15 protein-coding genes are annotated in these 15,637 nt (G+C 58.7%); 7 read left to right on the forward strand and 8 right to left on the reverse strand.

Features of this window, described 5'->3' with window-relative positions:
* Nucleotides 1-28 precede the first annotated feature (28 nt).
* The gene (locus RB548_RS02110) at nucleotides 29-880 is read right to left on the reverse strand and encodes a hypothetical protein (RefSeq protein ID WP_331373416.1); all 852 of its coding nucleotides are present in this window, start codon (nucleotides 878-880) and stop codon (nucleotides 29-31) included.
* A 251-nt stretch (nucleotides 881-1,131) separates the two neighbouring features.
* Between RB548_RS02110 and RB548_RS02115 the strand changes: the two genes are divergently transcribed.
* Nucleotides 1,132-2,133, forward strand: a complete 1,002-nt coding sequence (locus RB548_RS02115) for a hypothetical protein (RefSeq protein ID WP_331373417.1) — start codon at nucleotides 1,132-1,134, stop codon at nucleotides 2,131-2,133.
* Between the two features lie 62 nt (nucleotides 2,134-2,195).
* On the opposite strand, the gene RB548_RS02120 is transcribed toward RB548_RS02115, so the two are convergent.
* From RB548_RS02120 to RB548_RS02140, 5 genes are all read right to left on the reverse strand, one after another.
* On the reverse strand, nucleotides 2,196-2,372 hold the full coding sequence (locus RB548_RS02120; RefSeq protein WP_331373418.1) for a hypothetical protein: 177 nt from the start codon (nucleotides 2,370-2,372) through the stop codon (nucleotides 2,196-2,198).
* Nucleotides 2,373-2,711: 339 nt separating this feature from the next.
* Nucleotides 2,712-3,602, reverse strand: a complete 891-nt coding sequence (locus tag RB548_RS02125) for a PcfJ domain-containing protein (RefSeq protein ID WP_331373419.1) — start codon at nucleotides 3,600-3,602, stop codon at nucleotides 2,712-2,714.
* A 101-nt stretch (nucleotides 3,603-3,703) separates the two neighbouring features.
* Complete coding sequence (locus RB548_RS02130) at nucleotides 3,704-4,660, reverse strand: nucleotidyl transferase AbiEii/AbiGii toxin family protein (protein ID WP_331373420.1); 957 nt, start codon at nucleotides 4,658-4,660, stop codon at nucleotides 3,704-3,706.
* A gap of 118 nt (nucleotides 4,661-4,778) precedes the next feature.
* Nucleotides 4,779-5,093 (reverse strand): hypothetical protein, encoded by a 315-nt coding sequence (locus RB548_RS02135; protein WP_331373421.1) that lies wholly within the window; start codon nucleotides 5,091-5,093, stop codon nucleotides 4,779-4,781.
* 112 nt (nucleotides 5,094-5,205) lie between these two features.
* Nucleotides 5,206-5,640 carry a hypothetical protein gene (locus RB548_RS02140; protein ID WP_331373422.1) on the reverse strand — a complete coding sequence of 145 codons (435 nt, stop codon included), beginning with the start codon at nucleotides 5,638-5,640 and terminating at the stop codon, nucleotides 5,206-5,208.
* 638 nt (nucleotides 5,641-6,278) lie between these two features.
* Between RB548_RS02140 and RB548_RS02145 the strand changes: the two genes are divergently transcribed.
* The 6 genes from RB548_RS02145 to RB548_RS02170 all read left to right on the forward strand — a co-directional run bounded on the left by RB548_RS02145 (nucleotide 6,279) and on the right by RB548_RS02170 (nucleotide 11,933).
* Nucleotides 6,279-7,712, forward strand: coding sequence for a hypothetical protein (locus RB548_RS02145; protein WP_331373423.1), 1,434 nt, complete (start codon nucleotides 6,279-6,281; stop codon nucleotides 7,710-7,712).
* 217 nt (nucleotides 7,713-7,929) lie between these two features.
* The gene (locus tag RB548_RS02150) at nucleotides 7,930-9,906 is read left to right on the forward strand and encodes an AAA family ATPase (RefSeq protein ID WP_331373424.1); all 1,977 of its coding nucleotides are present in this window, start codon (nucleotides 7,930-7,932) and stop codon (nucleotides 9,904-9,906) included.
* Between the two features lie 9 nt (nucleotides 9,907-9,915).
* Nucleotides 9,916-10,452, forward strand: a complete 537-nt coding sequence (locus RB548_RS02155) for a metallophosphoesterase (protein WP_331373425.1) — start codon at nucleotides 9,916-9,918, stop codon at nucleotides 10,450-10,452.
* A complete protein-coding gene (locus RB548_RS02160) occupies nucleotides 10,452-10,736 on the forward strand; it encodes a hypothetical protein (RefSeq protein ID WP_331373426.1) in 285 nt (94 codons plus the stop codon). The genes RB548_RS02155 and RB548_RS02160 overlap by 1 nt, the downstream gene beginning before the upstream one ends.
* Nucleotides 10,736-11,359, forward strand: coding sequence for a hypothetical protein (locus RB548_RS02165; protein WP_331373427.1), 624 nt, complete (start codon nucleotides 10,736-10,738; stop codon nucleotides 11,357-11,359). Before RB548_RS02160 ends, RB548_RS02165 begins: the two co-directional genes overlap by 1 nt.
* Entirely contained in the window at nucleotides 11,298-11,933 is a 636-nt protein-coding gene (locus RB548_RS02170) for a hypothetical protein (RefSeq protein WP_331373428.1), read from the forward strand. Before RB548_RS02165 ends, RB548_RS02170 begins: the two co-directional genes overlap by 62 nt.
* Here the strand turns inward: RB548_RS02170 and RB548_RS02175 are convergent.
* Together RB548_RS02175 and RB548_RS02180 are read right to left on the reverse strand one after the other, a co-directional pair.
* Complete coding sequence (locus tag RB548_RS02175; protein ID WP_331373429.1) at nucleotides 11,881-13,497, reverse strand: hypothetical protein; 1,617 nt, start codon at nucleotides 13,495-13,497, stop codon at nucleotides 11,881-11,883. The two genes, RB548_RS02170 and RB548_RS02175, sit on opposite strands and share 53 nt — an antisense overlap.
* Before the next feature lie 464 nt (nucleotides 13,498-13,961).
* A complete protein-coding gene (locus tag RB548_RS02180; protein ID WP_331373430.1) occupies nucleotides 13,962-15,596 on the reverse strand; it encodes a calcium-binding protein in 1,635 nt (544 codons plus the stop codon).
* Nucleotides 15,597-15,637: the final 41 nt, after the last annotated feature.

Raw genomic sequence — 15,637 nt, forward strand, 5'->3', positions numbered from 1 at the left:
CGGTTTTCAGTTCGCGTGATTTTGTTACCTAAGCCGCCAACTCGTTCGCGAGGCGCAGGATTTCGCTGACATCGGCTTCATGCTGACGCCACTTGTGGATCAGAGGCTGGTACGCGGCCCCGTCGACGTTGATGACGTCACAGTGATGCTGTCCGTTATCGTCGCAGTAGGTGCCCTCGACCAGCGTGTCGCCGTAGACGAGTTCTGCGATAACCTGCGCGAGTTCCTGGTTCGACACGGTCGCTCGCGGCGCGGGATCCGCTTCGATGCGATCGCATTCGCCAGTCGCCATCATGGCGCCGAGTGCATCGGGCGAAGGCCAGTAGCGCGTTGCCGTCTCGTAAGCGATGCCATGCGTTTTCTGGAGCCAGCTCTTCTTGGGGGCACACTGATGGCTTTGTACGTATTCGCGGATCAGTGTGCTGATGTGCTCGCGCATGGCCTCTCCGCGAAGGCTGTTATTGCGCTTGGTCTGCTTTGTTTGTTCCTGCGGGTTATTCATCGGGGGGACTGCCTCCTGCTCGGATGGAATTGTTTCTGGGAGAAGGACGACTTTGGTTTCGTCCAATGGGTGTTTGCGTTTCCGAGTTACCTTGTCGCCCTCGAACACGACGCCGGCTCGGATCGAAGCTGACCTCAGGTGATTGCGCGAGGTATCGAGAAGCGCGGCCGCCTTGTCGAACGGCATTCCGGATAGGGCCAACGCGCGCAACGTGGGAATGGGAATCCGCGGCTTGCGTTTCTTACCGCTTGCTTTATAGTCCTCGCGATAGACTCCCGCATGGTTCCATCCGCGGATCGTTGGGTGCTTGCGACCTGTCGAGATTGCGACCTCGTCGCCTACGCGACCTTGTGTCGTGTGTACTGTCCGATCTGGCATCACGTCTCCTTTGCTCGTGTTCTGAGTGTGTTTGAGCCGACTTGGAGTCTGTCCGCCATACGCGGAATGTGACAGCATAAGTATCTGAATTAGATAGACAATTTCTGCACCCGGACATTCCGGGACACATCATGCCGGAGATGGCGTGAGCGAATTGGTAACCCATTCCATTTCCCGCCGATTAGGAAGGCGCGTGATAGCGACGTCGCGGTGCACACGGTTTGGTGACATCGGCAGAATGGGACATAGGAATGCAGAAAAAAGCGGCCGAAAACGTCGAGCTATTCAAAGGCATGGAAGCCTTGAGAGAAGAGTTGCCCGAGATCGAAGAAAGGAAATCGCCCCACTTGCGGCCTCATGTCGGAATCGACGACATCCTTGAGAAAGTGCTGCACGGCGAGATGCAGCCCGCCGAAGCCGATAAATGGGCCAGAGAGCACTGTTTCGAACCGTTCTCGGAACTCCCGCGAGAAATCGACGTGTTTGGGTCCGAGTGCCCGAATTGGACCGTGGAAATGGTCGCCGCCTGGTTTCGTTGGAAAGACCCCAAAATGGTGATGCGCCACGCTGCGGCGTCTTATGCCGGCGCGTGCGTGTGGGCAAAAAACCCTCTTGCGCGGAGGCAGCCCTTTGGCCCCGATCCAATTAGCGCGAAGGGACACAGACTTGAGGTGATGGAAGCGACGAGCATCTTTGAGCCTTTCATCGGATACGATGGACGGCCCTATTCATTCTTGCCCCACGGGTATTGGCAGAAGGTTCTGTTCGCTCATCTCAAGTTCGGCGATATCCGAGCCGTGGGACGCGAAAACGCCGTGAAACTGGTTTGCATACCTATAGAAGCCTGGGACCGGGGCATGTTTGTAAGGCACGATGATCAAACAGCTCTGTTGGTCGACAAGCAGATCTATACGCAGATCGAATTTGCCTCTGCGGATGTTAAGGCTCTCCCACACGAGCCCAACATCAAAATGCGTCCGTGGAAGAAAGACATGCCAGAATTGACGCCGGTAAACGAGGACTTGCGCGCGATTCTGCAGGCGCGTTCGCCTCAAGGCTTTGCGCCCTTATCGAAGATAGAACGAGGCAACCTCAAGGAGCAAATGCTTCAGCTTCATAAAGACATGAAGTGGGACGACGACGAAACCTTCAGACGCTTTCTGCACAGGCTGATTGATGACATTTGCGAAAAGAACCCGCGGGTCCCAAAAAGAAAATTGGTTCCCAGACCGGTCTATACAATTCGTGGGTAGGGCGGAGGGGGGAAGTTGGCGCCTTAGATCGTTCGGCATTCCCTTCCGAGTTCGCGTTCTGGTTAGCAGTGCATCTGACAGAGAACGGCTTCGATGGCGTCAATCTCATCTTGGAGGTGCCGCCGCTCTTTGCTGCTCTCGTAGGGCAGCCTGGACCTGAGTTCCTTGACCTGGGCCTCCAGCCGGTCAGCGAGCCGCGCGTCATCAAATCTGAAATCCTTCATCGATATCGTCAGCATGGAATGGTCTCCCGGAATTCGCCCACGCAAATAGTCTGAATGCAGCCACGGGCGGCGGCAAGCTGACTTTGACGCGCCTTACAGACCGCCGCGTCGATCCGCTGGCGAGAAGCTGTCTCGTTCATGCGAGTGACGCGGTCGTCCTTGAACTCCACTGTCGCCGCCAGCAGTGTCGTCAGACCGCGCAGATACGTACGCCAGCGCCTCGTGCCGGGCGGCTTCGTCGGCGATGCTAGAAAGATGCGCGTCGATTGCATCGTGTAGCGTGCGAATTAGTCTCAAGTGTTTCTCCTGCTATGAAAGGTCCGCAAACAATGCTGCACCGGCCAGCGGCCGGCCTCAAGGGCAACCCGGGCGACGTTGTCCCGGCGGTAAGTCGCGCAAAACGACGAGGGCCTCATCACCGTATTCTTGGTCGTCTGCCTTCCGCCGCTCGCTCCATTTTCTCCACCCGAACGCGACTTGCGCTCCGGCGACCAGGTCTTTCACCGCGGTGGAAGGTTCGGCGTTGGCAGGCCCGCGGAACTGGCGGACAAAACCGTCGCGGATTTCCAACGTCGCCTTTGGTTTCCCGTTTTGATCGCGAACCGAATACATCCCGGCGCCAGGCTCATCGAGCAGCGCGTCGTATCCACCGGAGCCGACGCAGTGTCGCATGCGGAGGCCCTCCCTGCGGAGGGCGGCACGCGACAGCAGTTGAACGAGGGTATGCCCGGCGCCGAGGTCGTAGACGAATGTTTCGTCTTCCGGGCCAAGGATGATGTCCCGGATGTTGCGCTGGCGAAGACCCTTTGAGGCTTCATGCACCAGGCGTTCCAGGTTACTGCATTTCATGATCTTTTTCGGAAAGCCGTCGTCGTCGACATTCACGAGCCATGGATGCTCGTCCGCGACCGCAGTGATCAGCCAATCGCAGACGTGCCAAGCATCTACGGAATGCCATTGCATCCACAATGCTGCCCGTCGACTCCACTTTCGATAGATGTGTCCGTCACCTTGTTCGGGCCAGCCATCGATACGGTGCCATTCCGGATCGACGTGGTCGCCAGGGGTCGGCATCCACTCCGTATCGACAGCGTCCTGTTTAAGCCAATCGAGCCAGAAAATACGGCCAAGCGAACATCCAATAAGCTCGCGGATTGGCACGAAAACGCGGTCGGGAATGTCCAACGCGCACGATAAGCGGAAGACGGCCTCGCGGTATTCCGGGTGATTGTATTTGTTGGCCATGCGTCGATGCCTCCTGTTAGGAGAGCGTCCGTCGTCGGCGTGCAAGCGACAAAGATGACGCCCCAGTGGCAGCCGGTGTCGAACCAGTACGCCGGGGATTTTTACGGCGCCGGTCGGCGGGAGGGAGGAGAGAGAGGCTGGCGAGCGGCAATACGGTCAAGGAGGGGCGCTCTATAGCCGGGGCTGCGAACCTCGGCGATAACGGCCCGGGTCAGCGCTCGGTGGGTTTCTGTCCAAGCAACGTTGATCTCGATCCACGCCTGGGCAACCGTCATCTCGAAACCGCGTTCTGCGCAGAGCGCGTTCCAGCTTTGCTCCCGAAGTTCCATCGAAGACCGGGACAGCGCCGTCGGCGACGGAGCGCACACAGACAGCGGGATATCCCTGTGCTTGCAGACGCGGATGATCTCACGGGCGACCCGATCCTTGTCGATCTCCATGGCGGCGAAGCTGAGTAGATCCGCCTGATTTTTGACGCGGCAGTCGGTCGCGGACTGCTGGAAAACGGCGAGCCACTTCTCGGCGGCGGCCGCTTCGAGCGGCTGACAATAGGCGACGATCCCGGGCTGGTTGCTGATCACAGACGGCAGTCGCTGACGAACGACGCCTTGCGGGAAGGCGAACGGTCCCTGTGCGACCGAGAGATCGAGATGGGTATTCCCCTGAATCGTGCCGCACATCGCTTCAAGTTTTATCCTGGTGACCGGGTCGAGGTGACCCCGGTCAATCTCGTCGAAGCCGATCTTGCTTAGCTCAATGCCTTCCTTGCGAAGGATTGCGCCAATGCGCTGCATGCCGCGCTGCATTTCCTGCTCGGAGTAGTGGCGAACAACAGCAATGTCTCCGTTTTCCGTCGGGCGCATGTGCTGCGGATAGAGCAGCCCGCCCTTGACCATAATTGGCGTCGGGCCGAACCCGACTTGAAAATGCGCCAAGCAGCGTTCAGCGACATAGCGTGATGCTGAATTATTGACGTCCATGTTCCTGTCTCGGCACGTCTGCTTGAGGCGGTCCCCGAGCGCGACGGCTACGGCCGTCATGGGTGTGAAGTCTTGCATTCCGATGCCTCCCTTTAAGGAGACGGTGGTCTTCGGCGATGCAAGGGACAAACGGCGTGTCTTTGAGGAACCGCGATTCTGAAACAGGAAGTAATGGGGGGAAGCGGGACTAACGCGATCAGCCTGAGGTCTTGGAATAGCGACGTCGCTTGACGAGCCGGGCCGAGAGAGCGGACCAGGACTGCTTACGATCGAGGCGCCTGACATCGACCAGATGATCGAGGGCAGCTTCCCAGATCGAATTCAGGACGTCGGACGTCTTGGTCTCCTTGTCCCCAGAGACCTTGATCCTCCGGAGTTCGGCTTTCATGGCAGCCGAGAGAGCCTCGTCTACCGCTACCGGCTGCGGCTTACCGACGGCTGCGCGACGCTGCCGGGTCTGCTGCGCGGATGTCCGCTGGCGCTGCGTTGTCTTGTAGAATTCCCTTGGCATAGCTCATGTCTCCCGAAACGGCGTTGCTAAGCCCATGAAACGGCGTTTCGGTGCAGGCGACAAACGGATGCGTTCTAAATCGAGAATGGGACGCCGATGTCCCATTCACAAATCACGACGACTTGCGTGCGATGTGCAGCAACTTCGGCTTGAGCTTTCCGGATTTAGCCCGTGACCGGATGGTTAGAGGCGCGCCGACTTGGTCGTGGTAGATTTTCGAGAGATACGACATGACCGCATCGGCACCTGGTCCGCCGGTCGCAAGAAGCAGCAGGGCCGCATCCGCCAAGGCCTCGCGGGTCGAAACCGCGTCGAACTTTACGCTCCCTGACAATTCACGCGCCTTCAGGGATGCCCGACGTTCCGCTTGCTTCCGGGCTTTGTATGCCCGGAATTCGGCGTCGGTCATGTCCGATGTCGCGACCTTGTTCCGCTTCACGGTGGTCCTTGGCTGGATCTCGACCACGGGCTCGTCGCCGAGAAGCTCCTTGAGCAGGCCGAGTTGGTCCTCAACAGACGTCGCCGGCTCTTCAATCTCTGTGTTCATCATCGTTGTATCCGTTCAACATGTAGAAACATGTTTCAAGTTCTTAATGTAGAAGTCTTGTCTGCTGGCCAAACTCAGCACAAGTCAATTCTACATGTAGAATGCAATAGTTTTTCTACATGTAGAACGCAATTTAAAAACGAGCTGGCGCACTAGAAGGCTCCGCCGGTTACACCAATTGTTATCAGAGGCTCCCTCTGCGAAATCCGATATCCATTTGACCACCAGACGAAACCAAGGCTTCGCCATCCGAACCCAAGGGGGACAGGTCAGCTATCAGTCACGCTCCGCGTATCTGACGACGAGGACATTTCAGCTTGCGCCAGGCTCCGCTGGAGGGCAGACTAACAAAAGAAGAGCGAAGCGACCCGCCTTTCAAAACTGGCGGAGCCCATGAAACCTCAGGATTAAAAATCCGAACCCTTGGTTTCACAGTCGCTATCTGAAGGCTCCCATTCCCCAAAATCCAGCGTCCAAGGAAAACCGTATAGTCGATTTATTTTATACCACCTGTCCCGGCACTCAGTGAATCCTGACGTAGCAAGGAAAAGGTCCACCTCAGTCGAAAAATAACGTTGTGCCTCTTGTGCGATGTTGCGCCGAAAAGCACACTTCTATGTGTCAGGGAGACAGAAGACGTGCATCAGCCAGCCACAACGCTCGAAGAAATGGAAACCGCCCCTAAGCGCCGTCGGCACAAGATGCACGGCAAGCGTGGGTCGGTGTTCGTTCATGAGCGCGAAGACGGCTCGGAAAAGGGCTACGTCTGGAAATCCACCGGCGACGACATTATTCGCGGTCATCAGCGCGGCGGTCTCAAGTGCCGCGATCTGTCCGCCGAAGCCGTCTTCGACAACGAGGCAACGTCTCCTCGTATCGAAATCCCGCGGGTCGTCATCGAGACGATGCAGATTGAATCGAACAATCTTCGCGCCGGCGACATCGCAGCCTTCTGGCGGCTGTTCGCCGAGGCGCGGAAGCAGGGCATCTCGCGCGACACGCATTCGATCAAGCTGGGCGACATCGTGAAATACCTCGGGCTCAACAGCCTCCATCGCGCCAAGCAGGCGCTGGCTCGGCTGTCGACGGCTGCAATGACACTCCGCCTGAACCAGGCGGGCGCGCGCGGTACGATCCGCATGCAGATGATCGCGCTGCTGCACGACACCGACGATTTCGCTGCGTTGCGCGGGGTCGACGAGATGTTCTTTCGTCTTCCGTCCGCCCTGAAGCTCGCGGTCGAGAAGAGCCGCGACTACGCCTGGGTCGATCTGAATGCGATGTCGCGGTTCGGGTCCAAGTTTACGTTTCCGCTCTATCTCAAGCTGTGCCTGAAGGCGGGCAGGCATCGCTTGTATCGGTCGGTTCCGGAGATGACGAAGGCCGAGTTTCGGGCATTCGTCGGAATGCCTGAACGGACGCAGGCGTCCGTGCTGGACAAGACCCTGCAACTCGTTTGTAACGATCTGTCGGCGATCAGCGGCGTCCGTCGCCGGTTTCCGATCTCTATCTCGTTCGAGGACGGAAAGCTGGTGATCGTCGTCGGCGCGGCCGCGAAGAAGCTCCGCGAGGTCAAGCCTGCGTGGATTGCGGCAGAGATGGCTACGAAGCAGACCGCGGTGGTCGACGCGATGCCTGCGAAGAAGCGGAAGCTCTATCCGTCCCTGACGCGGTTCCGTCAGGCAGAGACGACTATTGGAGCGCCGGCTTACCGGATTTTCGGCCTTTGGTCTGCCGACATTCACGGAGCGACGTCGTACCCCGACGATTACATCGTCGGCATGACCGGCCGCGATTTCCTTGAGCTGATCGACAAGGTCGGCGTGGACGAGGTTCTGGAGGTCTGGGCCGACAAACGCGACTTCGAGGTGCTTGGGATTGCAGGCAAGTGGCGAGATGTCGAGGTCGTCGAGCATACGACAGGAGTTAAGGTGCCGACGGAGGCCCGTTTGTTGAATGCACCTTGCCTGGACGATCTCATCCGCAACCACGGTGTGGTCCTCGCGGACGATCCTCTGCCGCCGAAGCCGTCCTCGTTCGCCGAGGTCGACGACGACGAGATCGATTTCTAATCGATCGCGCCTCGTTAACCACTCGATCGCATTGGCGTTTTAGAAACCAGAATTCCCGGATGCCGCGTTGACAAGCGAAACTGCACGCGGCAAGGTTGCAAACACGTTGACCGATCGAGACAAGCCGAAGCCATGACCACCGACCTGCGAATAACCCGGATAGCGCACTGATCCCCATCCCGGGGACAGCTTCCGTGGTGTTTTGCAGGAGCAAATTATGGCTCGCATCGACTTCGAGCGAACGCTCGCCCGCCTTCACGTGGACCGCATCCTCGATGGCCTCGGTCATCAGCCGAGAGGTATCCACGTAGTCATCGTGCCAGAGACGACTACCGCCGTTGTATGGCAGGACGCTGCTGCTCTTGCCGTCCGCGATCTCCGCGTCTGTCGGGGACTTACTCCTGGAAACGGCGACAAAATGGATTTTTGCGTCGAGGACGTCGTGGACGGAGACGATGCTATCACTCCCTCCTACGATGTTGATGTGGCTCTCATGCGCCACAACATGGGCATCGAGAGCGGGATCGACGATGCCGCTTGCACTCTCATCATGGCGGACGGTTCGGATGCCGAACATTCGTCGGTGCCGCTTGCTGACTCGGTCATCCGCCCCGAACTGGACGTCGATCTAGTGATCCTCGCGGCGGCTCAATGCGGCCGCGAGATCACGGCAGATGAGGCCACCCTGCTTTCGGAGATGCCGTGGCGTCGTCGCCGCATCGCTGTCTCCGCTGCCCGCTCGATCTCCGAAACCCACCGGCTGCACCTGCAGGCAGAGGCAGCCGAGGAGGAACGGAAAGCCAAGGAATTCGGCGAAAAATCGGCCGACAAAAAGGACAGGAAGGGCCCGAAGCCATCGGAACGCCTGGTCCCGGATGTCCGCCCGTTGGTCGAAACGCACGGCTACGGCGGCGCGAAGGATTGGGGTCTCGAACTCGCGAAAGACATTGAGGACTGGCGTAACGGAGTCATCCGCTGGAGCGATGTTGACAACGGTATTCTCCTGAGCGGTCCTCCGGGATGCGGGAAGACGACGTTCGCCGCGGCGCTCGCGAGGACGCTCGACGCTCACCTCGTCATCGGCAGTTATGCTGCGTGGATCGGCACTGGAGATGGGCACCAAGGCGATCTCATCCGTGCGATGCGCGAGGCATTCGCTGAGGCTCGAGAGCATGCGCCGTCTGTGATTCTGGTCGATGAGATCGATAACTTTGTGCAGCGCGGTTCCATCGGTCACGGTCGGTCCGACGAATGGATGCGCGGCGTCGTCAACGCCTTGCTCGAATCCCTCGACGGGGCGATCGAGCGCGCGGGCGTGATCGTGGTTGGCGCGACGAATGACGCGTCGGGCATCGATGCAGCACTCCGCCGCCCGGGACGGCTCGACCGGCACATCGAAATCGGTCTTCCCGACGCCGAAGCCCGGAAAGCGATCTTGCGCCAGCACCTCGGCGTTGCGGAGGGCTTCCCATTGCGCCTCTTCGAACGGAAGACTCAGGGTATGTCCGGCGCTGACTTGGCGAGACTGGCTCGCGACGCCCGTCGGCTTGCTCGACGCGAGCGAGGGGAAGTTCGGCCTCATCATATCGCTGCCGCGCTGCCGCGCCGAGAACGGCGTTCCGAGGATGACCTCCGTCATATCGCTGTCCACGAAATTGGTCATGCCGTCGTCGCGGCGCACCTGGGGGCGACGGTGCATGAGGTCTTCGTAACCCGGGATCGCGATCCCAAAGCTGAGATGGAGATCGCCGGAGCGGCCGCTGTGCAGCCGCGCGGCGGCCGACGAGATTTCGCGTGGTATGCTGACCGCGTGGCGCACATTATGGGCGGCATGGCGGCCGAAAAGATGGTCTTCGGCAACCATGCCGACGGCGTAATCGCCGATCTCGCCGAAGCGACAAATATCCTCACTTACGCACTGTCGAGCGTTGGTATGGGGCAAACGCTTCGGTCGGACGGACACCGCGATCCGCAGTCGATGGTCCAGGCTCGACAATTCGATCCCGTCCTCCGTCGGCGCGTCGAAGACGTTCTCCAGGAACAGGCAGAGCGCGCCCTCGGCATTCTTGAAAACAATCGCGCTGCTTTCGACGAACTCGTTGAGGTTCTCATCCTCCGCAGCCGGCTCGGCGGGGACGAGGTCCACGAGACGCTTGAGGCCTACGCGCAGCCGCAGCTCTCGCTGGCGATCTGAGGAGGGATCATGTTCGTGAAAAAGTTCTACATCTCGGACACCCACTTCTGCCACGAGCGCATCATCAGGATGTGCGCTCGGCCGTTCGCATCAATCGACGAACACGACGAGGCCATCGTCGCCAATTGGAACTCCGTCGTCCGCGACCAGGACATTGTCTACCACCTCGGCGATTTTGCCTTCCAGCTCGGCATCAACAGCGAGCGCATCCGGTCGCTGTTCTTCCGCCTCAAGGGCCGCAAGCACCTGATCATCGGCAACCATGACCTAGACAAGCGCGGCGATCTGCATCCGACCTTGGCGGCTCTCGACTGGGCCGCACGCCCGGAGCATGCGCTACGCACTCGGGACGGCGGTCGCGATGTCTACCTGGCTCACTATGCCGCCCGGGTATGGCCGAGCCAGCGGTACGGCGCCGTGCATTTCTACGGACATTCGCACGGAAAGCTCCCCGGACAGGGGCTGTCTCGGGATGTCGGGATCGACATGCCCGACGTCGACTACACGCCGCGTAGCTTCGACGAACTCATGAAGGGAATGATTTGATGACTGGGAATGACCTGAATGAGCTTTACGGTGCGATCATCAGCCCCGCGGCTTCCGTAGTGATCCCGGAGCATTGGATGCCGGCTGTACACGAGGCTCTGGCAGCTTTCCGCGATCTCCCAACGGACATCCGAGCGTTCATGATCGTGACCGGAATTCGAGACTGCGACGGGCTGGTCTTCGATGTCGGCGCTGTGCCTCATCTTATGCCGCCCGACGGCCTGACGCGCATCGGGGAAATCGTCGAAAGCGCGCGGGCGGCTGTCAAAGCGGGCCTGCACTGATGCGCCTCGAAAACGACATCGCAATTCGCCGTGAGGTCCTCAGCATCCTCGCAGATGACGTCGCGCTTGGCGTCGGCGACGGTTGGCACCAACTTGTCGGCAAGGCGCTCGTCGGAATCCAAGACCTCACGGACGGTCAGGTTACGATCCGTAAGGTCTCGGAACGTAGCGGACTGCTGACGATCGCAACCGATGCCGCTCGGTCTTTATTTGACGATGCCACAATGCGTCGCGTCTATGCGATCACCGGTGTGGCGACAGATGCCTCCGCGAGTGCATGTGAGATGTGCGGATGTCAAGGACGTCTGATCACGACCGCGCGTCCTCGTGTCCGCTGCGCAGCGTGCGGAGACGACGAACCCGCACGGCAGCGTGTCTGGCAACAGCATCGAGGCGGCATCAACGAGGCGGCCGCGTACTATCTCCGTGTGTGCCTCGAGCATTCTCGGCTTTTCCCGGTCGCGAACATCGTCGTCCGTGTCTGCCTCGATGACCGTGATCACCGCGTCTACCTGGACGAGGTCCACGATCGGCTAGTTTGGTGGCGTGGCGGCTCCTGGCTTGAAGGCGTCGATGAAGCGGTGCGCGATCAATTCAGGAGGCTCGATTTTGACCGACGGTGACCCCGACCTCGGCCTCATTCTCGACCAGCGAAGCCGGCGAGCAACCGAAATCCGGGCGGCCGCGCGGGCCTACGTGCGGGAATGCGGACGGAAGAAAGAGGTCGTCGACATCAAACTATGGGGGCAGCACCGTTGGAGGCGCGATGGCGTGGTCAAGCGACGGATAATGATCGATGCGCTGCGCGACGAGGTATCCACGGGTGTTGCCGTTGTCGACGTTTGGCAGAGGTTCGAGGTCAGCGGCACTATAGCGCGCGGGCTTGTCGGCGCTCGGAGCTATGGCGACCTGTATCGCATTCTGATGATCAACGAGATGCCGGTCGGTTTCAGTCCAGGAGATATCGCCCGGTGGGTTTCGGAAGGCAAAATGTCGGCCGAGGACGGGAGGGATATCCTCGGCATCGAAAGTGACGCCGAGTTCGAAGCGTTCCTTGCGGCTTGGACTGCCGACGAAAACTTGCTGTCAGACGGCCCCGGTAACCGGCATTGCAATCCGTGCCAGAATGGCTGGCGGAGGCGGCCTAAGCCGCCTTCTTCTCCTTTTCAGGCTCCTCGGGATCGAACAGGTCGATAGCTACCAGCGTGCCGTTCTGGTCCACAACGATGCCTTCGTCACGCACCTGATTCCAGGCGTCTAGCACGGCGTCAGTCCAAACCAGCATCGCCTCGCTCTTGAGGTCGAGGTGCTGGATGTCGCCGTAGCTGTCTCCCGTGATCGCTGCGACGCGATTCCGAACCCAAGCCGCAAGCTCCTCGGGGGACATATCCTTCTCTTGTTTGCCGGCGTCGATAGTGTGTGCCAAAACCGCTGATGCGCCCCCTGGGATACCTGCTTCGTCCATTGTCTTCGTAATCGCGCGTCGCAGATCGTGAGGGGAGAAATAGTTCACGCCATTGAGGGCGAGAAGATCGACGGCTTCCTGCTTGCCTTTCATAAGATTGTCTCGGGCAGCAAGACGACGCAGCACCGCGAGTGTTGCTGACCGACTAACATGCACGTCGTCGCCATCCTCGGAGGGGAAAGCCCATCCGGAAGAACCCGTATGCTTTGCCTTGTCGACGTAGTAGCGAAGGGCGGTCGCCATTCTCGGCGGAATAGGCAGCGCGAAGCACCTACCGTTCTTTTGGATACCTTCATCCCATTGAGCCAGGTACCAACCGTCCTCTTCGCGACCGGGGTAGAGTGTCAGGTTCGCCGCTTTAAGCTGGAGCCCTGCGCCCTGCCGCTGCCCGGACAGGACGATCCACAGGAAGGCCGCGAAGACATTATCGCGGAGGCCGTGCTGCACTCCGACACGACCCGGTAGACGGTGATCGAGGAAGTAAGCGGCGAGGGCGAGGGTCTTTCCGATGCCTTCGATTTCTGGCCGGCGCTTCCGTGGCTTGATGACGGTATCCGTCGACAACATCAGCCACCACGGTTCCCGACCCTCAAGGCCTGATTGACCACGATGGTTTTCGTATGTGTACGTGAGAACCGCCCGCAGTCGTGAGACGGCCTTTTTACTCGGTGAGATGCCCGAGTTTTTCTCGACAGCGTCTCGGATGTTTTCGCCGATCGTTGAGTTCAGCTTCGTGATCGGAGCGTTGATGATGTCGGCGAACTCCTTGCGGGCGAACACGGACCGCACTTCGTCGGCGTAGGACGCCTTGATCGCCTTCTTCTTGCCGTCTCGCGAGCGTTTTTCTATGAAGTTGTCGACGGCCTGCTGGAGGGTCCATGCATTTTCATGTTGTAGTTCGCCACGAACTCTAGCGACAACTTCCTCAGCCTTGGCTTGAGCCTTCCGAATATCAGCCCTACCGATTTCGTCTGCGGTTGCATGATAGTTCAGGAGGAACGGATCGATCAATTCTTCATCGTTGTCGATCAAATATCGAATGTGGTCATTCAGGGCTCGGGCATACACCGGCGACTGCAACAGCCATCTCTCCTTTTTAGGATCGGGGACGGCTGCGTATCCGAGCGTAATCATCCGGCCTTTATAGCGTGAAATCCATGCCGCCTTTTTTCCTTGGACGCGAAGCTCCATGCCCTTGGTTTCTGCGTCGGTGTAGATGCGATTACCTTCTGAGAAGGGATCGGCTAGAAAGCTCTTCATGAAGCCGGTGGTGATTGAAAGCTTTGTCGATGCCATCTCGGAAGTCCTCGAAGCGTTATGGTTTCGGCTCTATAACATCTCCATAACATTTTTCCAGTGTTGACAATGCAAATTCAAAGCCCGCATTTCCGGGCTTCTTCCGAGTTATGGTTAACAGATTTTGGAATTTCAAGCGTTCTGGTGACGGACGATTATTCAGTGTTGACAATAGGTTAGGTTGGTATCACCATGATATTTCTAGGTAATCGAGTCAGTGTTGACAAAGGGCCGATTTCCTTAGAGCGCAGGTTTGTGGCACCTGAGGTCGGTGGTTCGAGACCACCCAACCGTACCATTTTTCAACTCATCCTGTCGTCTCTTTGATTGAAGGGCAACTCCGGTAAGCGGATCGTCGGACCTTGCATGCATGCAAGTGCAGGCGTGCCGCGAACAGTGTGCGGCGGGAGGCGGAGTTCCTCATGAGTTTCGCAGGCGCGGCGAAAACCGCGCCTGCGCTTACTTCAGACGATGAAGAAATCGGCGGCGGTAAGCGCAAGATTGGTCCCAATCGTCGCAAAATGTACAGACCCGCCCGCTGCATTTCCGTTGCTGTCGTAAAGCAGCTTTCCCGTGTCGCTCTCATAGATGATCCGATCATTGGCGTCAGCAGCGAGGCCCGTAGTATTCTTGACAAACTGGACCGCGGTGAGCGTGCCGGTACCGACGATGGCCGAGAAGATCAGGTTTTCCAGCCGGACCGTGTCGTCTGCGACGGTGAAGCCGTTGATCGTGTCGACGTTCGTCGTGGCGTTCAGCGCGCTGTTGAAGAAGAATGTGTCCAGGCCCGTCGAGCCCGTCAGGCTGTCATTGCCGAGCCCACCATTGATCAGGTCATTGCCGAGTCCGCCGTTGATCAAGTCGTTACCGGCGGCGCCATTGAGGCTGTTGTTGCCGGAATTCCCGCTCAAGCTATTGTTCAAGCCGTTGCCAGCGCCACTGATATTGCCGGTGCCGAGCAGGGCGAGCTTTTCGACACTGCCACGGACGACGGCAGCGTTACCGAGATTGAACGATATGGAGGAACGAACCGTATCTGACCCGGCGCCGTTGTCGGCGCTTTCGTCGACTACATCTCCGACATTGTCCACAAAGTAGGTGTCGTTTCCTTGGCCGCCCCGCATTTCATCGGCGCCGCCGACGCCATTGAGGGAATCATTGCCTGCCTGGCCTCTGAGAACGTTTGAAACAGCATTGCCAACTATCGTATCGGCGAAATCTGTCCCACGCACATTCTCGATGTTTGACAAGGTATCCTGCGTGCCGAAACCGTCTCTGGCAACTCCGGTGGTAAGGTTCACGACAACACCGAGGCTGCCGCCCCTGTCGGCATCCCGGTGATATCTCACCGTGTCGATACCGCCTCCACCATTGATCGTGTCCCTTCCTCCGAGCCCCATGAAGCCTTCGTCGATTGCCGCTCCAATAAACGTGTCGGCGAACTGTGTGCCCCGAAAATCCTCGAAACTGCTGAACGTCTCGGAGAGACCGTAAGGGTCGATAACCGTTCCGGTGGATGCGTTGAGACTGATGCCGCGAAAGGCTGACGAGGTGAAGTAGGCGTCTTGGAAATTGAGGGTGTCAAAGCCGGCGCCGCCGTTGTAGGTGTCATCTCCTACCCCTCCGGTAATGAAGTCGTCGCCATCATTGCCATTCAGGATGTCGTTGCCAGCACGACCATTCAACTCATCGCTGCCCGCCGAACCATTAAGCGTATCTGCCCCACGCAATAGCCACTCTTCCAACTGAAAATTGTCGAAAGCCGTCATACCGTTTTGAAACAATTCGAGCGACAGACTCAGACCGCTTATCGCCTGGACCAGCGTCGTCCCGTTGTTTTGCAGCACCTGTATGGACGAGATCGTGCCCGCAACCGGATATCCGTTAGCGTCGAATGCGAACCCTGATCCAACAAGCTTTAGCTTCAGGCCATTGCCCAGACTGTAAAGGACCTGTGTGCTGCCCGTGGTCAACCGCGTAGACGTGCTCATGTCGACCAGCTGTGAGAATGCAGGGTTAACGTCGTCGAAGCCTGCTATCGGAGGGTTGTACTGGTTTGGATATATTCCACCTGGGAAGAAATAAGTAACAGTAGCCATGTTTCCCCCATGCCGGGTCGCGCCCAGCTCAACTATGTTGC

The sequence above is a fragment of the Sinorhizobium chiapasense genome (assembly GCF_036488675.1).
Taxonomy (GTDB): Bacteria; Pseudomonadota; Alphaproteobacteria; order Rhizobiales; family Rhizobiaceae; genus Sinorhizobium; species Sinorhizobium chiapasense.